The sequence below is a fragment of the Yeosuana sp. genome (genome assembly GCF_057126245.1).
Window position 1 is genome coordinate 35858 of sequence record NZ_DBNGMQ010000028.1, and the last position, 17678, is coordinate 53535.

The 17678-nt window shown below is 32.3% G+C and carries 14 protein-coding genes; 10 read left to right on the top strand and 4 right to left on the bottom strand.

Features of this window, described 5'->3' with window-relative positions:
* Nucleotide 1 precedes the first annotated feature (1 nt).
* Nucleotides 2-1891, top strand: coding sequence for an OmpA family protein (locus tag AC15TD_RS02985; protein ID WP_484450655.1), 1890 nt, complete (start codon nucleotides 2-4; stop codon nucleotides 1889-1891).
* Here the strand turns inward: AC15TD_RS02985 and AC15TD_RS02990 are convergent.
* Genes AC15TD_RS02990 through AC15TD_RS03005 form a run of 4 tightly spaced genes read right to left on the bottom strand, consistent with a single transcriptional unit; the run spans nucleotide 1888 to nucleotide 4752 of the window.
* Complete coding sequence (locus tag AC15TD_RS02990; protein ID WP_484450656.1) at nucleotides 1888-2451, bottom strand: 5-formyltetrahydrofolate cyclo-ligase; 564 nt, start codon at nucleotides 2449-2451, stop codon at nucleotides 1888-1890. The two genes, AC15TD_RS02985 and AC15TD_RS02990, sit on opposite strands and share 4 nt — an antisense overlap.
* A gap of 10 nt (nucleotides 2452-2461) precedes the next feature.
* Nucleotides 2462-3436 (bottom strand): succinylglutamate desuccinylase/aspartoacylase family protein, encoded by a 975-nt coding sequence (locus AC15TD_RS02995; protein ID WP_484450657.1) that lies wholly within the window; start codon nucleotides 3434-3436, stop codon nucleotides 2462-2464.
* Between the two features lie 9 nt (nucleotides 3437-3445).
* Nucleotides 3446-4318 (bottom strand): 30S ribosomal protein S6--L-glutamate ligase, encoded by an 873-nt coding sequence (rimK, locus tag AC15TD_RS03000; RefSeq protein WP_484450658.1) that lies wholly within the window; start codon nucleotides 4316-4318, stop codon nucleotides 3446-3448.
* Between the two features lie 11 nt (nucleotides 4319-4329).
* On the bottom strand, nucleotides 4330-4752 hold the full coding sequence (locus tag AC15TD_RS03005; RefSeq protein WP_484450659.1) for an ATP-dependent zinc protease family protein: 423 nt from the start codon (nucleotides 4750-4752) through the stop codon (nucleotides 4330-4332).
* Nucleotides 4753-4861: 109 nt separating this feature from the next.
* Between AC15TD_RS03005 and uvrC the strand changes: the two genes are divergently transcribed.
* From uvrC to pgi, 9 genes are all read left to right on the top strand, one after another.
* Nucleotides 4862-6655: an excinuclease ABC subunit UvrC gene (gene uvrC, locus AC15TD_RS03010; protein ID WP_484450660.1), complete on the top strand. Its 1794-nt coding sequence runs from the start codon at nucleotides 4862-4864 to the stop codon at nucleotides 6653-6655.
* Nucleotides 6652-8886: a patatin-like phospholipase family protein gene (locus AC15TD_RS03015; RefSeq protein ID WP_484450661.1), complete on the top strand. Its 2235-nt coding sequence runs from the start codon at nucleotides 6652-6654 to the stop codon at nucleotides 8884-8886. Before uvrC ends, AC15TD_RS03015 begins: the two co-directional genes overlap by 4 nt.
* Before the next feature lie 88 nt (nucleotides 8887-8974).
* Nucleotides 8975-10021, top strand: coding sequence for a glycosyltransferase family 9 protein (locus AC15TD_RS03020; protein ID WP_484450662.1), 1047 nt, complete (start codon nucleotides 8975-8977; stop codon nucleotides 10019-10021).
* 178 nt (nucleotides 10022-10199) lie between these two features.
* A complete protein-coding gene (locus tag AC15TD_RS03025) occupies nucleotides 10200-11357 on the top strand; it encodes a homogentisate 1,2-dioxygenase (protein ID WP_484450663.1) in 1158 nt (385 codons plus the stop codon).
* Between the two features lie 146 nt (nucleotides 11358-11503).
* Nucleotides 11504-12664 carry a 4-hydroxyphenylpyruvate dioxygenase gene (gene hppD / locus AC15TD_RS03030; protein ID WP_484450664.1) on the top strand — a complete coding sequence of 387 codons (1161 nt, stop codon included), beginning with the start codon at nucleotides 11504-11506 and terminating at the stop codon, nucleotides 12662-12664.
* Nucleotides 12665-12811: 147 nt separating this feature from the next.
* Nucleotides 12812-13600 carry a DUF3108 domain-containing protein gene (locus AC15TD_RS03035; RefSeq protein WP_484450665.1) on the top strand — a complete coding sequence of 263 codons (789 nt, stop codon included), beginning with the start codon at nucleotides 12812-12814 and terminating at the stop codon, nucleotides 13598-13600.
* A 38-nt stretch (nucleotides 13601-13638) separates the two neighbouring features.
* Nucleotides 13639-14556 carry a tryptophan 2,3-dioxygenase family protein gene (locus tag AC15TD_RS03040; protein ID WP_484450666.1) on the top strand — a complete coding sequence of 306 codons (918 nt, stop codon included), beginning with the start codon at nucleotides 13639-13641 and terminating at the stop codon, nucleotides 14554-14556.
* Nucleotides 14514-15833, top strand: coding sequence for a peptidoglycan DD-metalloendopeptidase family protein (locus tag AC15TD_RS03045; RefSeq protein WP_484450667.1), 1320 nt, complete (start codon nucleotides 14514-14516; stop codon nucleotides 15831-15833). The genes AC15TD_RS03040 and AC15TD_RS03045 overlap by 43 nt, the downstream gene beginning before the upstream one ends.
* Nucleotides 15833-17452 (top strand): glucose-6-phosphate isomerase, encoded by a 1620-nt coding sequence (gene pgi / locus AC15TD_RS03050; protein WP_484450668.1) that lies wholly within the window; start codon nucleotides 15833-15835, stop codon nucleotides 17450-17452. The genes AC15TD_RS03045 and pgi overlap by 1 nt, the downstream gene beginning before the upstream one ends.
* The last annotated feature ends 226 nt before the right edge of the window (nucleotides 17453-17678 follow it).

Below are 17678 nucleotides of genomic sequence, written 5' to 3' on the forward strand. Positions count from 1 at the left end.
AATGAAAGTTAAATCCCTTGTCTTAATTTCATTCCTACTTTTCTCTACTAGTTTTGTAATATCTCAAAATACATACGGTATCATTTTCTCAGATAATGATACCGATCAGGAGTGTCAAAAATGTTTAAATGCATTCAGCAAAAAACCTGATGAGGTTAAGTTTTCAATAAAAAGAGAAAATGATAAGCTCTATTTTGAAGTAAATGATAAAAACTGGTTTAATTTATTATTTAAAAATGATGGGGATGGGCTGGCTATTGAGATTGTTTTAAAAGATAGGTATGCATGTGATTTAAAATCTATAGAGAAAACACAATTAAGGGGTACTCTTGTTAAGCCTGTTTATTCTAAAGAATTAAAAAGTGGGTTACAGGCGGAAAGTGAAGAAAATAGATATCGTACTTATGTGGGTAATGTTCCGGCCGAGTTTCTTAATCATGAATTAGAATACAACATTCTTTTTTTAAGTAATAAACATTTATGTCGTTATTATGTGATTTACGATTTAGATTCTTATTCATGGGATTTACTAGATATGGGTATGTATTTAGATTCTTTAACCTATGATACCAAACAGATAAAATCGACAGACAATGAAAATTATGTAATTAGAAATAAAACCTTAAAGTTTAAAATTCCCTTTAAAAAGAATAAAGCTACCTATTCGCAAGCCGATATTAAACCCATTTATGATTCTTTAAGATTAACAGATTTTAATATTAAAACCATCAAAATAAATGCCTATTCTTCTATAGAAGGAGTGGCCAGTAGAAATATAGAATTACAGGAATTAAGAGCTAAAAGTATTGTGGCAGCGTTACAGTCATTTCAAAAACCAACAATTAATACCGTTGTTTCTACTTCAGAAAACTGGGTAGATTTTCTTAAAGATATTAAGGACACCAAATATAGGCCCCTTTTAATATTAAGTAAAGAACAAGTTAAAGAGCGAATTGCAGGGCCACTTTCTAGAGAGATGGAACCTATTTTTAAAAACCATAGAATAGCAGTTGTTGCATTAGAGTTAGAAAAGAAAGACAAATATCAAGTACAGTCGACCACTGATTTATTAGCAAAATTTAATACTGCAATAAACACAGGACAAGTAAATGAGGCAAATGAAATCCAAAATTCTATTTTTGAAAGAATACGGTATAAAGAAGTAAAACCAGAGGTTTTACAGAAAATGATAGTCCCAAAAGAAACAAAATTTGCTAAAATACTTAACAAGAACTCTGCATATAAATACATGTTAGATTTTAGACAAGGTTTAATTGTTTATAATGAATTGCTAAACCTTGAAAAACTGGTTCCTAATGATGCTATGGTGAAATATAATATAGTAGCTATTAAAATAAAATTGTGGCGTTACAATGCTATAGAAGCTAGTGAAGCAAGTTTAAAAAAAGATATTAATGCTTTAAAAAGTTATGGTATAAAAAATAATCTTCTTACTAGAATGTTGGTTAATGTAAATATCATTAAAGCAGAAACTTTAATGGAAAATAAAGAGTACCTTAAAAAAGACAAAGCAGTAGAATTTGTAAATGATAACTATAAAAAGTTTCATTTATCAGATTATGATTATTTAAGTTTAGCACAGTTTTTTAGTTACTACTCAGATAATAAATTAGCGGTTAAATTGCTGGAGAGCAATGTGAAAAGTATTGATGTTGATGAAGATTTATTGTTTTATTATTTAAACCTAACTTTAATAGACAAGGAGCTTACGCAAGATTTTAACTATAGAATTGTTATGTTAAATGCTTTTAACATGAATCAAGAACGGTTTTGTAAATTGTTTAATTCTGTAGAAAATGGCGGTATCACATTTCAGTTGTTAGAAGATGAATTTATAAGAAAAACGTATTGTGAGAGCTGTAATAATTAAAAGGAATACACCTTTTTTGGTGTCACACAATAATCCAATTTTATATCACTTTTTAAAATGTCTAAAATACTGTCCTCAGCCTCAAAAAAGCTTAGACCTATTTTAATAGTCTCTCGGTTACATTCAGAAAGGAATCTATCATAAAACCCTTTGCCATATCCAACGCGATTTCCTTTTTTATCAAAGGCTAAAAGCGGCACAAAAACAACCTCAATTTTGTTAGATGGAATTTCAATGCCATCAACAGGTTCTGGAATATTATAGTTATTTTTCTTAATAATGGTATTGTCAGTTAACAAAAAATTTGTCATCAAGCCTGTTTTAAAATCACTTTTTGAGATGATTATGTTCTTGTCTTTTCCAGATAAAATATTCAGAATATAATCGGTATTGACTTCTTTTTGTTCTTCAATAGTTAAAAAAAGATGGTAGAATACATGTTCCCAGATAGGTACTTTTAATAATTGATTCGCAATAGACAGACTTAAATCTTCAAGGTTATCAATAGATAAATCATCACGAAGCATTTTATATTTTTTTCGTAATTCTGATTTTGTCATAATCCGACCTTTACCATTTTAATTTTGTCGTTATATGAAACAAGGCGTCACCTTGATATACCAATGAAGCCTCATTTAAATTGATAATATAACCTTCTATATTTGATTTCACATCATAATGAACTTTTCCATAAGGGTCTGTAATTTGACCTAAAATAGAATTAACAGTTACTTTTGAGTTTATAGGTACTTTCGATTTAAACATTCCAGAGTGCTTGGCTCTAACCCATTTGCTATCTTCAACAAAAACGGTTTGCTCTTTTGGAGGGCTAACTTTTTTCTTAGCATTTAGCATATCAAAATGATTTAAAATGCGTTTAACGCCTTCAACAGCTATTTTAGAAATAGTATCATTTACAAAAAATGATTTACCACCTTCAAATAACAGAATTGGTGTCCCTGATTGGTAACATGCATTCCTAAAAGATTTACCAATAATATTAGAATACAATGTGAAAGGCGCGCCAAAAATAGTAGCTAATTCTTCTAATTCAGGCATGTCTTTGGCAATTCTAATTTGGGCAGCATTAAATCTACTTGAACCACCCGTATGAAAATCAACTATTAAATCAACATCTGGAATAATTTCATTCATTAATCTATTGGCTACACGACTTGCTAAAGATCCGTTGGCAGAACCTGGAAAAACGCGATTTAAATCACGTCCATCAGGAAAACTTCTGGAACTGTTTAAAAATCCAAATACGTTTAAAATGGGCATGCATATAATAGTCCCTTTTTTAGGCTTATTAATTTTTCTAGAAATTAGCTGACGAACAATATCAACACCATTAATTTCATCTCCGTGAATACCAGCTGTGAACAAAATAGTCGGTCCTGGTTTTTTCGACCGCTCAATAATTACCGGAACTTCAATTATAGTCGCGGTATGTAGTTTAGCAATATTAAAATTAATTTCTTTAGAGGCTCCTAAAGGAATGTCATGACCTAAAATAGAAATGATTTTCTTATAATTTTTAGTCATAAAAATAAATTATACGTTACGTTCAATATATCTAATAATTGATTTTGCTATATCCTTTTTAGTGGCTTGTTCAATACCTTCCAAGCCAGGAGACGAGTTAACTTCCAAAATTAAAGGGCCCCGTGATGATTGTAACATATCGACACCACAAATACCTAATCCAAGAGATTTTGCTGCTTTTAAAGCAGCATTTTCTTCATCATCAGATAGTTCTATAATATTGGCGCTTCCACCTCTGTGTAGGTTTGATCTAAATTCACCTTCTTTACCTTGGCGTTTCATAGCGCCAACCACGTTTCCGTCGACTACAAAAGCTCTAATATCTGCACCTTTAGATTCTTTGATAAATTCTTGCACAATCACACGTGCTTGCAAACCGTTAAACGCCTCTAATACAGATTCGGCAGCATTATTGGTTTCGGCTAAAACAACACCCAATCCTTGGGTGCCTTCAAGCAATTTAATCACTAAAGGAGCACCACCAACATAGTTTATAATTTCAGCAACATCTTTTGTATAGTTTGAAAAAACCGTTTTTGGCATGCCTAAACCAGCGCGAGATAACACTTGTAAACTCCTTAGTTTATCACGCGACCTTACTAATGCTTGTGACTCAACAGTAGAAAAGACTTTCATCATTTCAAATTGTCTCACAACAGCGGTTCCGTAAAAGGTAACACTGGCGCCAATTCTTGGAATAATGGCATCAATATTTTCTAGGTGCCTTCCTTTGTATAAAATGGCGGGATTCTTCTTTTCAATAATAATCTCACATTTTAAGGGATCAATTATTTCGACATGATGTTTTCGCTTAACTGCTGCTTCAACGAGCCTTTTAGTAGAGTATAAATGTGGGTTTCTTGATAAAATTATAATATTCATTCGGTGTTGTTTTATTCTTTATTTTGAAAAGAAAGGTTTTTTAAATTGACATCAACTATAAACTTTTTGTTTAAAAAGCGTCTCCCTATTAAAATGGGATATTTCATGTCGTCTCTGGTGCTTAAAGTTAAGTTTATTTTATACTTTTTGTTAAATATAAGTATGGTAGTTTTAACCTTATAACGTTGTTGTACTATGCCATTGCTGCTTTTAACTTTTGTAATAGTATAGGTTTTAAAAATAATTTCTTTACCGTTATAAAGCGGATGACCTTTGTCGTAAAACGTGCATTTTAGCACACCATCTTCAACATGCACTTTATGGCAATGTATAGAAGAGGTGTAGGCACCGGTGTCAATTTTTACATCAATATCAAACAAACCAAGCAACGGAAAGTCTGCTTTATCTATTCTACCAATAACTTTTTTAGGCATTTTTAAATTTAATAATAGAGACGCAAGGTAACAAAAAAATGTATGTTAAATTATACTCAAATAAACGTTATAGTTGAAATGTTTTTGGATATATACTATCTTTGAGTTTATGGGTCAACCTGCTTTAGACATTCAAATACAAACCTTACCTCACCAACCTGGCGTTTATCAGTATTTTGATTCTGAAGGCACCATTATTTATGTTGGAAAAGCTAAAGATTTAAAGAAACGAGTGTCCTCTTATTTCACGAAAACCCATGATAACGGTAAGACCCGCGTATTGGTAAAGAAGATAGCGAGCATAAAACACATCGTTGTAGATACCGAAACCGATGCGCTTTTGTTAGAAAATAATCTCATAAAAAAGTATCAACCGCGGTATAATGTGATGCTAAAGGATGACAAATCGTATCCTTGGATTTGTATAAAAAAGGAACGATTTCCCAGAGTGTTTTCCACACGACGCGTTTTTAAAGATGGCAGTGAGTATTACGGTCCTTATACCAGTATGAAAACGGTTTCTACATTATTGGACTTGATAAAAGGGTTATATCAATTACGTAATTGTAATTATGATTTGTCTAAAGAGAAGATAAAAAACGGAAAATATTCGGTATGCTTAGAGTATCATCTCGGAAATTGTAAAGGGGCTTGCGAAGGTTATGAAACCGAGGAAGAATACAACCAAAACATCATAGCTATAAAAGAAATTTTAAAAGGAAATTTTAAAGATTCTTTATCACAATTTAAAATTCAAATGAAAGCATGTGCAGAAAACCTTCATTTTGAAGAAGCACAAAACATAAAAGATAAAATTGAAATTCTTGAAAATTACCAGGCAAAATCAACCATTGTAAATCCTAAGATTAGCAATGTCGATGTATTTTCAATTATGAGTGATGAAAGTTTTGGCTATGTCAATTTTTTACAAGTATCTTATGGTTCCATCATTCGGTCTCATACCCTTGAGATAAAAAAGAAATTAGATGAAACTGATAAAACACTTTTAGAACTCGCTATTACAGAAATCCGGCAACGGTTCAACTCGAATTCTAAAGAAATTTATGTGCCTTTTCAAGTTAATCTGGGAGATAATCTGAAAGTGACAATTCCTAAATTAGGTGATAAAAAACATATTTTAGACCTTTCGCTTCGCAATGCGAAATATTTCAGAATGGAACGGTTTAAGCAGATAAAGATTACCGATCCGGACAGGCACGTTAACAGAATTATGGCACAAATGAAAACCGATTTACGGTTGTCTGTAGAACCAAGGCATATCGAGTGTTTTGATAATTCAAACATTCAGGGAACCAATCCGGTTGCCGCTTGTGTAGTGTTTAAAAACGGGAAGCCCAGTAAAAAAGAGTACAGACATTTTAATATAAAAACCGTTGAAGGAGCAAATGATTTTGCTTCGATGGAAGAAGTGGTTTACAGACGTTACAAGCGCTTGTTAGATGAAAAACAATCGCTGCCCCAGCTTATTATTATTGACGGAGGAAAAGGACAATTATCGTCAGCTTTAAATGCTTTAGACGACTTAAAGTTAAGAGGAAAAATAGCCATTATAGGAATTGCAAAACGTTTAGAAGAATTATTCTATCCAAACGATACAATTCCATTATATTTAGATAAGAAAAGTGAAACCCTAAAAATTATACAACAGTTAAGAAATGAAGCCCATCGTTTTGGGATAGAACATCATCGTAACAGACGAAGCAAGGGTGCGTTAAACACTGAATTAGAAACCATACCAGGTATAGGAGATAAAACAATTGTAGAGTTATTAAAACAATTTAAATCTGTAAAACGTGTCACCAATGCCAAATTGGATGAACTTGAAGCTGTCGTTGGAGTGGCCAGAGCTGAAAAAATATATAATTATTATCATAATAAATGAAGCATCCATTACTATTAGTACTCTTTTTTGTTTTTTGTTTTCAAGGGTTTTCCCAGGAAGCGACTAATAACGATGTTAAAGTAGGCCTAGTTTTAAGTGGTGGCGGTGCAAAAGGGTTAGCGCATATAGGTGTTTTAAAGGTTATTGATAGTTTAGGAATAAAGGTAGATTACGTTGCAGGCACCAGTATGGGAGCTATTATAGGATCGTTATATGCTTCAGGGTATACTGGAAAAGAACTCGATTCTATTTTTCAAACCATAGATTTTAAAACCTTAATAAGCGATGATTTGCCGAGAGCATCAAAAGCGTTTTACGAACGTAATAACTCAGAACGCTATGCAGTCACATTGCCTTTTGATAATTTTAAAATTAAATTGCCATCGGCGTTATCAAGAGGGCAAAATGTATATGTGTTAATCTCCAGACTAACCTTACATGTTAATGATATTGAAGATTTCAGCAGGCTACCCATTCCATTTTTTTGTATTGCAACCAATGCAGAAACAGGAAAAGCGGTGGTACTTGATAAAGGTAATTTAGCGCAAGCGGTTATTGCGAGTGGTGCTTTGCCTTCTGTATTTCAGCCAGTTACAATTAATAATGATATGCTTATTGATGGTGGTGTTGTAAACAATTACCCAGTTGATGAATTAAGGGCAAAAGGAGTCGATGTGATCATAGGAGTTGATGTTCAAGATGGGTTAGCAACAAGGGAAGAGTTAACCTCGGCACTAGACGTTTTAATGCAAATAAATAACTTTAGAACCATCAACGATATGAAAACTAAGGTTAAAAAAACAGATATCTATATAAAACCAGATATTAAAGATTTTAATGTGGTTTCGTTTAGTGAAGGTCGAGAAATTATTCGAATGGGTAAAGAAGCGGCTACATTTAATGCAGGTGCTTTATTAAGCCTTTCAGAAAACCAAAGCAAACAACCTAAATTAGAAATAAAAAAGCCGGTACACGATAGTATCCGCATTAATGAAATTAAAATTACAGGGAATGAAAAGTATTCCAGAGCCTATATTTTAGGAAAATTAAAACTTAAAGGAAATGAAAATATAACCTATAAAAAGTTTAATCAAGGGGTTAATAGTTTAATAGCAACTAACAATTTCGATTATTTTCAATATGAATTTAGAAAAGCTAATATCAATGAAGGTTACGATCTCAATACAAAATTAACAGAAACGGGTATTAGCACCTATATTAAATTAGGACTGCATTATGATAAATTGTACAAAAGTGCAGCGCTCGTAAATATTACGAAAAAGCGCTTGCTTTTTAATAATGATGTCGCCACTTTAGATGTGATTTTAGGAGATAATGTAAGATACAATTTCGAGTATTTTATAGATAAAGGATTCTATTGGAGTATAGGTTTGAGGTCTCGATTAAATCAATTTAATAAGAGTATAAATGCACAATTGTTATTAACAGATGCGCAAATTACGGGTACAGGTTTAAATAAGGTAGATGCAAAATTATTTGATCAAACCAATCAAGTTTATTTACAAACATTATTCAGAAAAGATTTTGCATTAAGTATTGGCTTAGAACATAAACGTCTTGAAATTACTTCAGAAACCTTTAACTTAAATTCATCAACAAATGAGTTTGTTTTTGAAAAAACAGATTATTTAAGTCTATTTGGAAATATTAAGTTAGATACTTATGATAATAAATATTTCCCTAAACGAGGCGTTTATTTTGAAGGCGCAATGCAAAACTATTTTTATGCTTCGAGTTTTAATGCAGATTTTGAAAATTTTTCAATAGCAAAAGCCACAATAGGTTATGCGTTTAGTGTTTCAGATAAACTAGCTTTTAATCTTCAAACTGGCGGCGGATTTAGATTAGGAGATCGTTCAACCAATACATTTGATTTCGCCTTAGGTGGTTATGGCAATAATTTAATTAATAATTTAATTCCGTTTTTGGGATATGATTTTATATCGCTTGTAGGAAATAGTTATGTGAAAGCTTACTTTGGAGCAGATTATGAAATTTTTAAAAATCATCATATTACATTAGAAGGGAATTGGGCAAATGTAGAAGATAATATTTTTGAAACAGGCGAATGGTTTACACTTCCAGATTACAGGGGTTATGCTTTAGGATATGCTATCGATACGTTTTTGGGACCTATTCAGGTAAAATATAATTATTCTCCGGAACAAGGAGAAAGCATTTGGTTTTTTAATGTTGGATTTTGGTTTTAAAAACTGCCATAATTAATAGAACCTTATTAGGCTAAAAACCGGTAAAAAGTTAGTTTTGTTATACTAAAAAATTTATGATAGTACGCGTATGAAAGTACCTAAACGAATAAATAAGCTAAGGATGCGTTTGATGCATGGCTTAACTAAAAATATTGGAAGTTCTCTTACACAAACTGTTCTTGCTGAGGGTGAAAAACTGAATATTAAACGAGTTTTAATTTCAAGGCCAAACCATAGATTAGGCAATCAATTGTTACTCACGCCGTTGGTTCAAGAAGTGATAAATTTGTTTCCAGATTGTAAAATTGATTTATTTGTAAAAGGAGGTGTTGCCAACCTTGTTTTTCAAAACTATAAAAATGTAGATAGCATCATTCAACTTCCTAGAAAGCCTTTCAACAGTTTGTTTAAGTACATTATGTGTTGGTTTAAACTGAAAAGACATGATTATGATTTGGTAATTAATGGCGATAAAAATTCATCGTCAGGAAGGTTGTCTACCCAGGTAGCAAAGGCAAAATTTAAAGTTTTTGGCGAAAATGATGATGCCCTTAAAGCCAAGTTTAATGATTATGATCATATAGCCAAGCATCCTGTGTATCACTTAAGAAAGTATTTAAGTTTCTTAGGAATAAAAGAGAGTGATAAACCAATTTCTACCATAAACATTAAGTTGAGCGATGATGAAATTAGAAAAGGGAAGGCTATCTTGAAAGATATTGTAAAAAATGATAAACCAACTATATGTATCTATACCAATGCTACAGGTAAAAAAATTTACGATGAAGATTGGTGGGCAATTCTTTATGAACGTTTACAAAGTGATTTCCAAAACTACAATATCATTGAATTATTACCTATTGAAAATGTTTCAAAAATTAATTTTAAAGCACCAACACATTATAGTGAAGATGTAAGAGAAATGTGTGGACTGCTAGCCAATACGGTTATATTTATAGCGCCGGACAATGGCGTCATGCATTTGGCAAGTGCGGCTCAAATACCCGTAGTTGGGTTTTTTAAAGTTACTAAGCTTGAAAAGTATCAGCCTTATGGAAATAAAAGCATGGCTTTTAATACGAATGAAACAAATATTGACGATTGGTTAAAAGGTATTAGCACTATTTTAGGTTAATTTTTTTTACGATATTTGTTAGTGTATGCTACTTTTTTGGAACGATTTACTTCAGTTTTTGCACTATCTTATCAAGAGAAATCCTGAATAAGCTTACTTTATTGTATCTTTATATATCATTGAAATTTAAAGTTTTACAACTTTTGTTTTTTAATATTTAACCTCTAATATTTAAAAAATGCCATTTTATCATAAATTAGGAAATATACCGCCCAAACGACATACGCAATTCAGAAAACCAGATGGTACACTGTATTATGAGCAGCTATTTGGCACTATTGGGTTTGATGGTATGTCAACCAATAGTTACCATGAGCAACGTCCAACTCAGGTTAAAGAAATTAAAGGACAATATAGTGTTGCTCCAAAAATAGCTAAAGCAAATCATATACAATCTTATAGGTTTGTTGGTTTTCAAGTAAAGCCAGAAAATGATTATTTAGAGAGTAGAAAGATTGTTTTAACTAATAGCGACTGTTCCATCATTTTGGCTGCACCAAAGCAATCAACCAAAGATTATTTTTATAAAAATACGGATGCGGATGAATTAATTTTTATTCATAAGGGTACTGGAAAATTAAGAACCATGCTCGGGAATCTTGATTTTAAGTATGGGGATTACCTATTAATTCCAAGAGGTGTCATTTATAAAATTGATTTCGATACCGAAGATAACAGACTCTTTATTGTAGAATCACATAGGCCTATTTATACACCGAAACGCTATAGAAATTGGTTTGGGCAATTATTAGAACATGCACCGTTTTGTGAACGTGATATTCGTCAACCGCAAGAGTTAGAAACTTATAATGAAACGGGAGACTTTTTAATGAAAGTTAAAAAACAGAATAATATTTTTGATATGGTGTATGCTTCCCATCCGTTTGATGTTGTTGGTTATGACGGATTTAATTATCCCTATGCGTTTTCAATTCATGATTTTGAACCTATAACTGGGAGAATACACCAGCCGCCACCGGTGCATCAAACTTTTGAGACCGATGCTTTTGTAGTGTGTAGTTTTGTTCCAAGATTGTACGATTATCATCCGCAGTCCATTCCAGCACCTTACAACCATAGTAATATAGACAGTGATGAGGTATTGTATTATGTAGATGGTGATTTTATGAGTAGAAACGATATTGCAGCTGGGCATATTTCATTACATCCTGCAGGCATACCACATGGTCCGCACCCAGGAGCTACAGAGCGGAGCATAGGTAAAACAAAAACAGAAGAATTAGCGGTAATGGTTGATACATTTAAACCACTTATGGTCACAGAAGAAGCTATGAAAATTGCTGATGAGAATTATTATAAATCGTGGTTAGAGTAATATAATTTGAAGCTATTTCCTGCTTTTCGTTGTATCTTTTTTGAATAAAAATCAAAAAAGGATGCCGCTATAATCAGGGCTAAAAACATAACATGTTCGTTATAAGTTAAACAACTTAACGATTAAACTAATAAACGTTTAAAAAAATGAGTAAAAACATAAAATCAGTAAACTACGGTTTAGAAAAAATATTCGAAGGGGCGCAAGATTTTTTACCACTTTTAGGAACTGACTATGTCGAGTTCTATGTAGGTAATGCAAAACAATCTGCCCATTTTTATAAAACAGCGTTTGGATTTCAATCATATGCTTATAAAGGATTAGAAACAGGTTCAAAAGATGCTGTGAGTTATGTATTAAAACAAGACAAAATTACATTAGTACTAACAACACCATTAAATAGTAAATCGCCAATCAATCAACATATTGTAAAACATGGTGACGGTGTAAAAGTTATTGCGCTTTGGGTTGAAGATGCCAAAAAAGCTTATGAAGAAACTACAAAAAGAGGTGCAAAATCATATATGGAACCCGTTGCTGAGAAAGATCAAGATGGAGAAGTGGTTCGTGCAGGCATATATACTTATGGCGAAACAGTACATATGTTTGTGGAGCGAAAGAATTATAAGGGTACATTTTTACCAGGTTTCAGAAAATGGGAATCCGACTATAATCCAACAGCAGTTGGACTCAAGTATATTGATCATATGGTAGGCAACGTAGGTTGGGGACAAATGAACAACTGGGTAAAGTGGTATGAAGAGGTGATGGGCTTTGAAAATTTTCTTTCCTTTGATGATAAACAAATTCATACCGAATATTCAGCACTCATGAGTAAGGTTATGAGTAATGGTAACGGACGTATAAAATTCCCCATAAACGAACCAGCAAAAGGCAAAAAACGGTCTCAAATTGAAGAATATTTAGATTTTTATGAAAGTGCTGGTGTTCAACATATAGCAGTTTCAACAGACGATATTATCGCTACCGTGTCTCAATTAAAAGCAAGAGGTGTGGAGTTTTTGCCACCACCACCTCAGGCATATTATGATGATATTCCAAGACGATTAGGTGAGCACAGAGATATGATGAAAGAAGACATGAAAGAGCTTCAAGAGTTATCAATCATGGTAGATGCCGATGAAGAAGGATATTTATTGCAAATCTTCACAAAACCTGTTGAAGATAGGCCAACTTTGTTTTTTGAAATTATTCAGCGTATGGGGGCCAAAGGTTTTGGTGCAGGTAATTTTAAAGCTCTTTTTGAATCGATAGAAAGAGAGCAGGCTAATAGAGGCACTCTTTAACCAAGATTTAATGATAAATTAATAAAACGCCATCATTTAATTTTGATGGTGTTTTATTGTTTTAATACTTTTGGAACAGTAATTGTAAATTATATGCCATAAAAATACGTTAAGTAACTTGCAGTTATTTACATTTACATAAGACATATGAAAAAAAGGCTATATATCATAATAAGCATTCTTGCCATTCAGTTCTCGTTTGGGCAATCTGTATCATCCTTTGGTGATGGTGAATGGTTGAAGTTCAAAATGAGTTATAGCGGTTTTTTAAAAGCAGGAAATGCAACCCTTACAGTAAAAGAATCTAAAATTGATGATAAAGAGGTGTATCACGTTACAGGAAAGGGTTGGACTACTGGAATGATAAAATGGTTTTTTAAAGTGAAAGACAGATATGAAAGCTATTTTGATAAAGAAACACTGTTGCCATATAAATTTGTAAGAGATATAAATGAAGGTGGTCACACCAAGAATTTAGAAATAAACTTTGATCAAATTAATCAGAAAGCCATTGTTTATGATAAAAAGAAAAATACCGAAAAGGTGTTTGATACCTCAAAAAATATTCAAGACATGGTCTCGACATACTATTATTTGCGAGATCGTTTAGATATAAGTAAGTTGAAAGTGGGCGATGAGGTAAGAGTAGATATGTTTTTTGATGAAGAAAATTATGGGTTCAAATTAAAATATCTTGGAGAAGAGACAATCAACACAGAGTTTGGCGATATTGAGTCCTTAAAATTCAGACCATATGTTATGGCTGGACGTGTTTTTAAAGAAGAAGAAAGTCTAACACTATGGGTTTCAAAAGACAAAAATAAATTACCTTTGCGCATTAAAGCTGATTTAGCTGTTGGCTCATTAAGAGCAGACCTCGAAACTTTTAAAAAGTTAAAACACCCTTTCAAAATAGTTGTTAAAATAAAGGATTAAAACATTCTTTCAAGATACTTGTTGATAATTAAAAGAGTTTGAAAAAGAAAATAACCAATCAACTTAAAGATAAATACCAAAAAATAGAACAAGATTTAGATGTTCATTTAGAAGGTTTATTATACAGTAAACCTATTAATTATTGGGACTATATTCATACCGATTCTTTATTAAATCTTCAAATACCACGCACGTCGTTACCCGATGAGATGGTTTTTATTATGTACCATCAAATCAATGAACTATTGTTTAAAATGATTCTTGGTGAAATTGAACAGGTAGCAAAAACCTTAGATGTAAACGCTACATTATTTTCATCAAAACTTATGCGTATTAGTCGGTATTTTGATATGTTAACATCATCATTTAGTATTATGAAAGATGGGATGGACGTTGACCAATACAATAAATTTAGAACCACATTAACCCCTGCAAGCGGATTTCAAAGCGCTCAATACAGAAAAATTGAGTTTGCCTCTACAGAGCTTATCAACTTAATTGATAAAAGATTTAGAGAGAACATTGATAGAAATTCATCCTATGAAAATGCTTTTGAGCATTTATATTGGCAAGCTGCAGGAAAAGATTATAAAACAGGTAAAAAAAGTTACACATTAACAGTTTTTGAAGAAAAATACAAAGAGGAATTTATTAGATTTACACAATTTTATAATACGCACAATTTGTGGACAAAATTTAAAACCTTGCCGCAAGCAGAAAAGGAAAATAAGGAATTAATAAAAGCGATGCGACATTATGACTATACAGTCAATATAAAATGGGTTATGGCACATTATAAAACGGCAAATCATTATTTAAATATTGGTGGGCAAACCACCGAAGCAACAGGAGGAAGTGAATGGGTAAAATATATGCATCCAAAGTATCAGAAGAGAATATTTTTTCCAGATTTATGGACAGAAAAAGAACTAGAAGAATGGGGAACAGAGGTTTAATAGGTTTTATGTTGGCAATTAGTATCGTTGCCTGTAAAGAAGACGCTAAAGAGCCTTTAGATGAGGAATTATCAGAAGAAGTTGCAATCGTTGAACCAGATATATATGAATTTGGTTTCAACTTAAATGATTATATTGTTAAGCGTGATACCATTAGGAAAGGAGATACCTTTGGTATAATATTAGAACGGAATAAAGTGGGCTATCCTAAAATATTTCATATTGCTGAAAAGGCAAAGGATTCTTTTGATATAAGAAGAAGTCTTCAAGTAGGCAAACCCTATACACTATTGTGCTCTAAAGATTCATTAGAAATTGCAAAGTGTTTTATTTATCAGCCAAATATAGAAGATTATGTAGTTGTAAATTTTCAAGATTCGATACACGCATATACAAGTAGAAAACCCATTAAGTATGTTGAGAAAACCGCAACAGGTGTTATAGAAAATAATATTTCAGAAACTTTAGATGATCAAGGATTGAGTTTAAGATTGGCTTATATTATGGCTGATGATATTTACGCATGGACCATTGATTTTAGGCGTCTTCAAAAGGGAGATCGATTTAAGGTGATGTATACAGACAAATACATTGATGATACAATCTATGCTGGAGTTCACAAAGTTCATGCAGCCTATTTTGAGCATAATAAAGAGCCTATGTACGCGTTCGCTTTCAAAACAGATACGGTTAAAGGGATTGTTGATTATTTTAATGATGAAGCTAAAAATTTACGTCGAGCCTTTTTAAAAGCACCGGTATCCTTTAGTAGAATATCCTCCAGATATAATTTAAAACGACGAATTGCGGTTTATGGGTTTAAAGTTCGACCACATAAAGGGACCGATTTTGCAGCACCAATAGGAACGCCAATTAGGGCAACTGCTAATGGAACCGTAACAAAATCGAGTTACACAGGTGGTAATGGCAATTATGTAAAAATTAGACATAATGCTACGTACGAAACACAGTATTTGCATATGAGTAAACGGCTTGTAAAAGTTGGACAATTTGTAAAGCAAGGGGATATTATTGGAAGAGTTGGAATGACAGGTAATACTGGTGGTCCGCATGTGTGCTATCGTTTTTGGAAAAATGGAAATCAAGTAGACCCTTTTAAACAAAAATTACCAGAAGCTAAACCTATTTCAGATTCACTTAAAGTAAAATATTTAGATTTTATAAAGCCTATAAAATTAAAATTAGACAGTATTTCTTTTAAAGCAGAGATTCAAAAGGAACACATAAAAGAAAATTTAATTTCACACATAAGATAATGACATTTCCAAGCATAAACCCCACAAAAACAAAGTCGTGGAAACACCTTCAAGAACATTTTAAAACAATACAAAACGTACATATGAGAGACTTATTTGCTCAAGATAAAGATAGAGCAAATAAATTCACCATTACATGGGACGATTTTTATGTAGATTTTTCAAAAAACAGACTTACCGAAGAGACATTAAATTATCTTCTTGAGTTAGCTGAAGAAGTAAAATTAAAAGAAGCCATTGCATGTCAGTTTTCAGGAGAAATTATTAATCAAACAGAAGGAAGAGCTGTGCTTCATACTGCTTTAAGGGCTCCAAAGTCGTCTAAGTGTATCGTTGATGGGGTTGATGTCATGCTAGAAGTTTATGAGGTGAAACAAAAAATAGAGTTGTTTACTAACAAAGTGGTAAATGGTGAGCTAAAAGGTTTTACAGGAAAAGCATTTACCGATGTTGTTAACATTGGTATTGGTGGGTCAGACCTTGGTCCGGCCATGGTTGTAGAAGCATTACAGTTTTATAAAAACCATTTAACAACGCATTTTGTAAGTAATGTTGATGGCGATCATGTAAATGAAGTTATTAAAAAATTGGACCCAGAAACAACCTTGTTTGTAGTTGTCTCAAAAACTTTTACAACACAAGAAACACTTTCTAATGCAAATACGCTCAAAGAATGGTTTCTAAAATCAGCAAGTGAAGAGGCTATTGCCCAGCATTTTGTTGCAGTATCAACTAATATTGAGCATGTCAAGTCTTTTGGAATTGATGAAAACAATATTTTTCCCATGTGGGATTGGGTTGGAGGCCGTTTTTCACTTTGGAGCGCGGTTGGCCTATCCATAAGTTTAGCCGTTGGATATACCAATTTTGATAGCCTATTACAAGGGGCAAATAAAATGGATGTTCATTTTAAAAATGAAGATTTCAAAACCAATATTCCCGTAATTTTGGCGCTTATTAGTGTTTGGTATAATAACTTTTTTGAGGCTGAGACTGAAGCTATTATTCCGTATTCTCAATACTTGAATCAATTTGCGACCTATTTGCAACAAGGCATTATGGAAAGTAATGGAAAAAGTATTGATAGAAACGGAAACCCTGTTAGCTACCAAACAGGTACCATTATTTGGGGCGAAGCAGGTACCAACTCACAACACGCCTTTTTTCAATTAATACACCAAGGAACAAAATTAATACCTGCCGATTTTATAGGATTTGTTAAGTCACTTCACGGAAATCAAGACCATCAAGACAAATTAACATCTAATTTTTTAGCTCAAACCGAAGCCCTATTAAATGGTAAAACTGCCGAACAAGTAAAGGTAGAAGGAGCAAACGCAACCTTATTACCATTTAAAGTATTTTCTGGGAATAAACCTACCAACACTATTTTTATTAACAAACTATCACCTGAAAGTTTAGGGAAACTAATTGCCATGTACGAACATAAGATTTTTGTTCAAGGTGTCATTTGGAATATTTTTAGTTATGACCAGTTTGGCGTAGAATTGGGTAAGCAATTAGCCAGTAAAATACTTAAAGAATTTAATAGTGAGTCAATTAACAAGCATGATTCTTCTACCACAAATCTTTTGCAGTATTATAAGAAATTAGCGTAATCACTGATAATAATTTAGGGTTTTTACCATTTTCTCTCTTTTTCATCTAAAGTATATTACTTCCAATTGTTAATTTTTGCCAAAAATTGTTAACAATTAGTTAATGTTGAATGTATAATTATACTTATTTTTGCGTGACTAATTCAAGTAATTTAATCTTTATTAAAATTATGAAAAAAACTACTCAATTTTTATTATTAGCTGTAGCGTTTGTATTCTCTACAGT

Bases quoted from the DNA above. Each gene is read 5' to 3' on its own strand.
- AC15TD_RS02985 (WP_484450655.1), top strand. From the start codon at position 2: ATGAAAGTTAAATCCCTTGTCTTAATTTCATTCCTACTTTTCTCTACT.
- AC15TD_RS02990 (WP_484450656.1), bottom strand. From the start codon at position 2,451: ATGACAAAATCAGAATTACGAAAAAAATATAAAATGCTTCGTGATGAT.
- AC15TD_RS02995 (WP_484450657.1), bottom strand. From the start codon at position 3,436: ATGACTAAAAATTATAAGAAAATCATTTCTATTTTAGGTCATGACATT.
- rimK (WP_484450658.1), bottom strand. From the start codon at position 4,318: ATGAATATTATAATTTTATCAAGAAACCCACATTTATACTCTACTAAA.
- AC15TD_RS03005 (WP_484450659.1), bottom strand. From the start codon at position 4,752: ATGCCTAAAAAAGTTATTGGTAGAATAGATAAAGCAGACTTTCCGTTG.
- uvrC (WP_484450660.1), top strand. From the start codon at position 4,862: ATGGGTCAACCTGCTTTAGACATTCAAATACAAACCTTACCTCACCAA.
- AC15TD_RS03015 (WP_484450661.1), top strand. From the start codon at position 6,652: ATGAAGCATCCATTACTATTAGTACTCTTTTTTGTTTTTTGTTTTCAA.
- AC15TD_RS03020 (WP_484450662.1), top strand. From the start codon at position 8,975: ATGAAAGTACCTAAACGAATAAATAAGCTAAGGATGCGTTTGATGCAT.
- AC15TD_RS03025 (WP_484450663.1), top strand. From the start codon at position 10,200: ATGCCATTTTATCATAAATTAGGAAATATACCGCCCAAACGACATACG.
- hppD (WP_484450664.1), top strand. From the start codon at position 11,504: ATGAGTAAAAACATAAAATCAGTAAACTACGGTTTAGAAAAAATATTC.
- AC15TD_RS03035 (WP_484450665.1), top strand. From the start codon at position 12,812: ATGAAAAAAAGGCTATATATCATAATAAGCATTCTTGCCATTCAGTTC.
- AC15TD_RS03045 (WP_484450667.1), top strand. From the start codon at position 14,514: ATGGACAGAAAAAGAACTAGAAGAATGGGGAACAGAGGTTTAATAGGT.
- pgi (WP_484450668.1), top strand. From the start codon at position 15,833: ATGACATTTCCAAGCATAAACCCCACAAAAACAAAGTCGTGGAAACAC.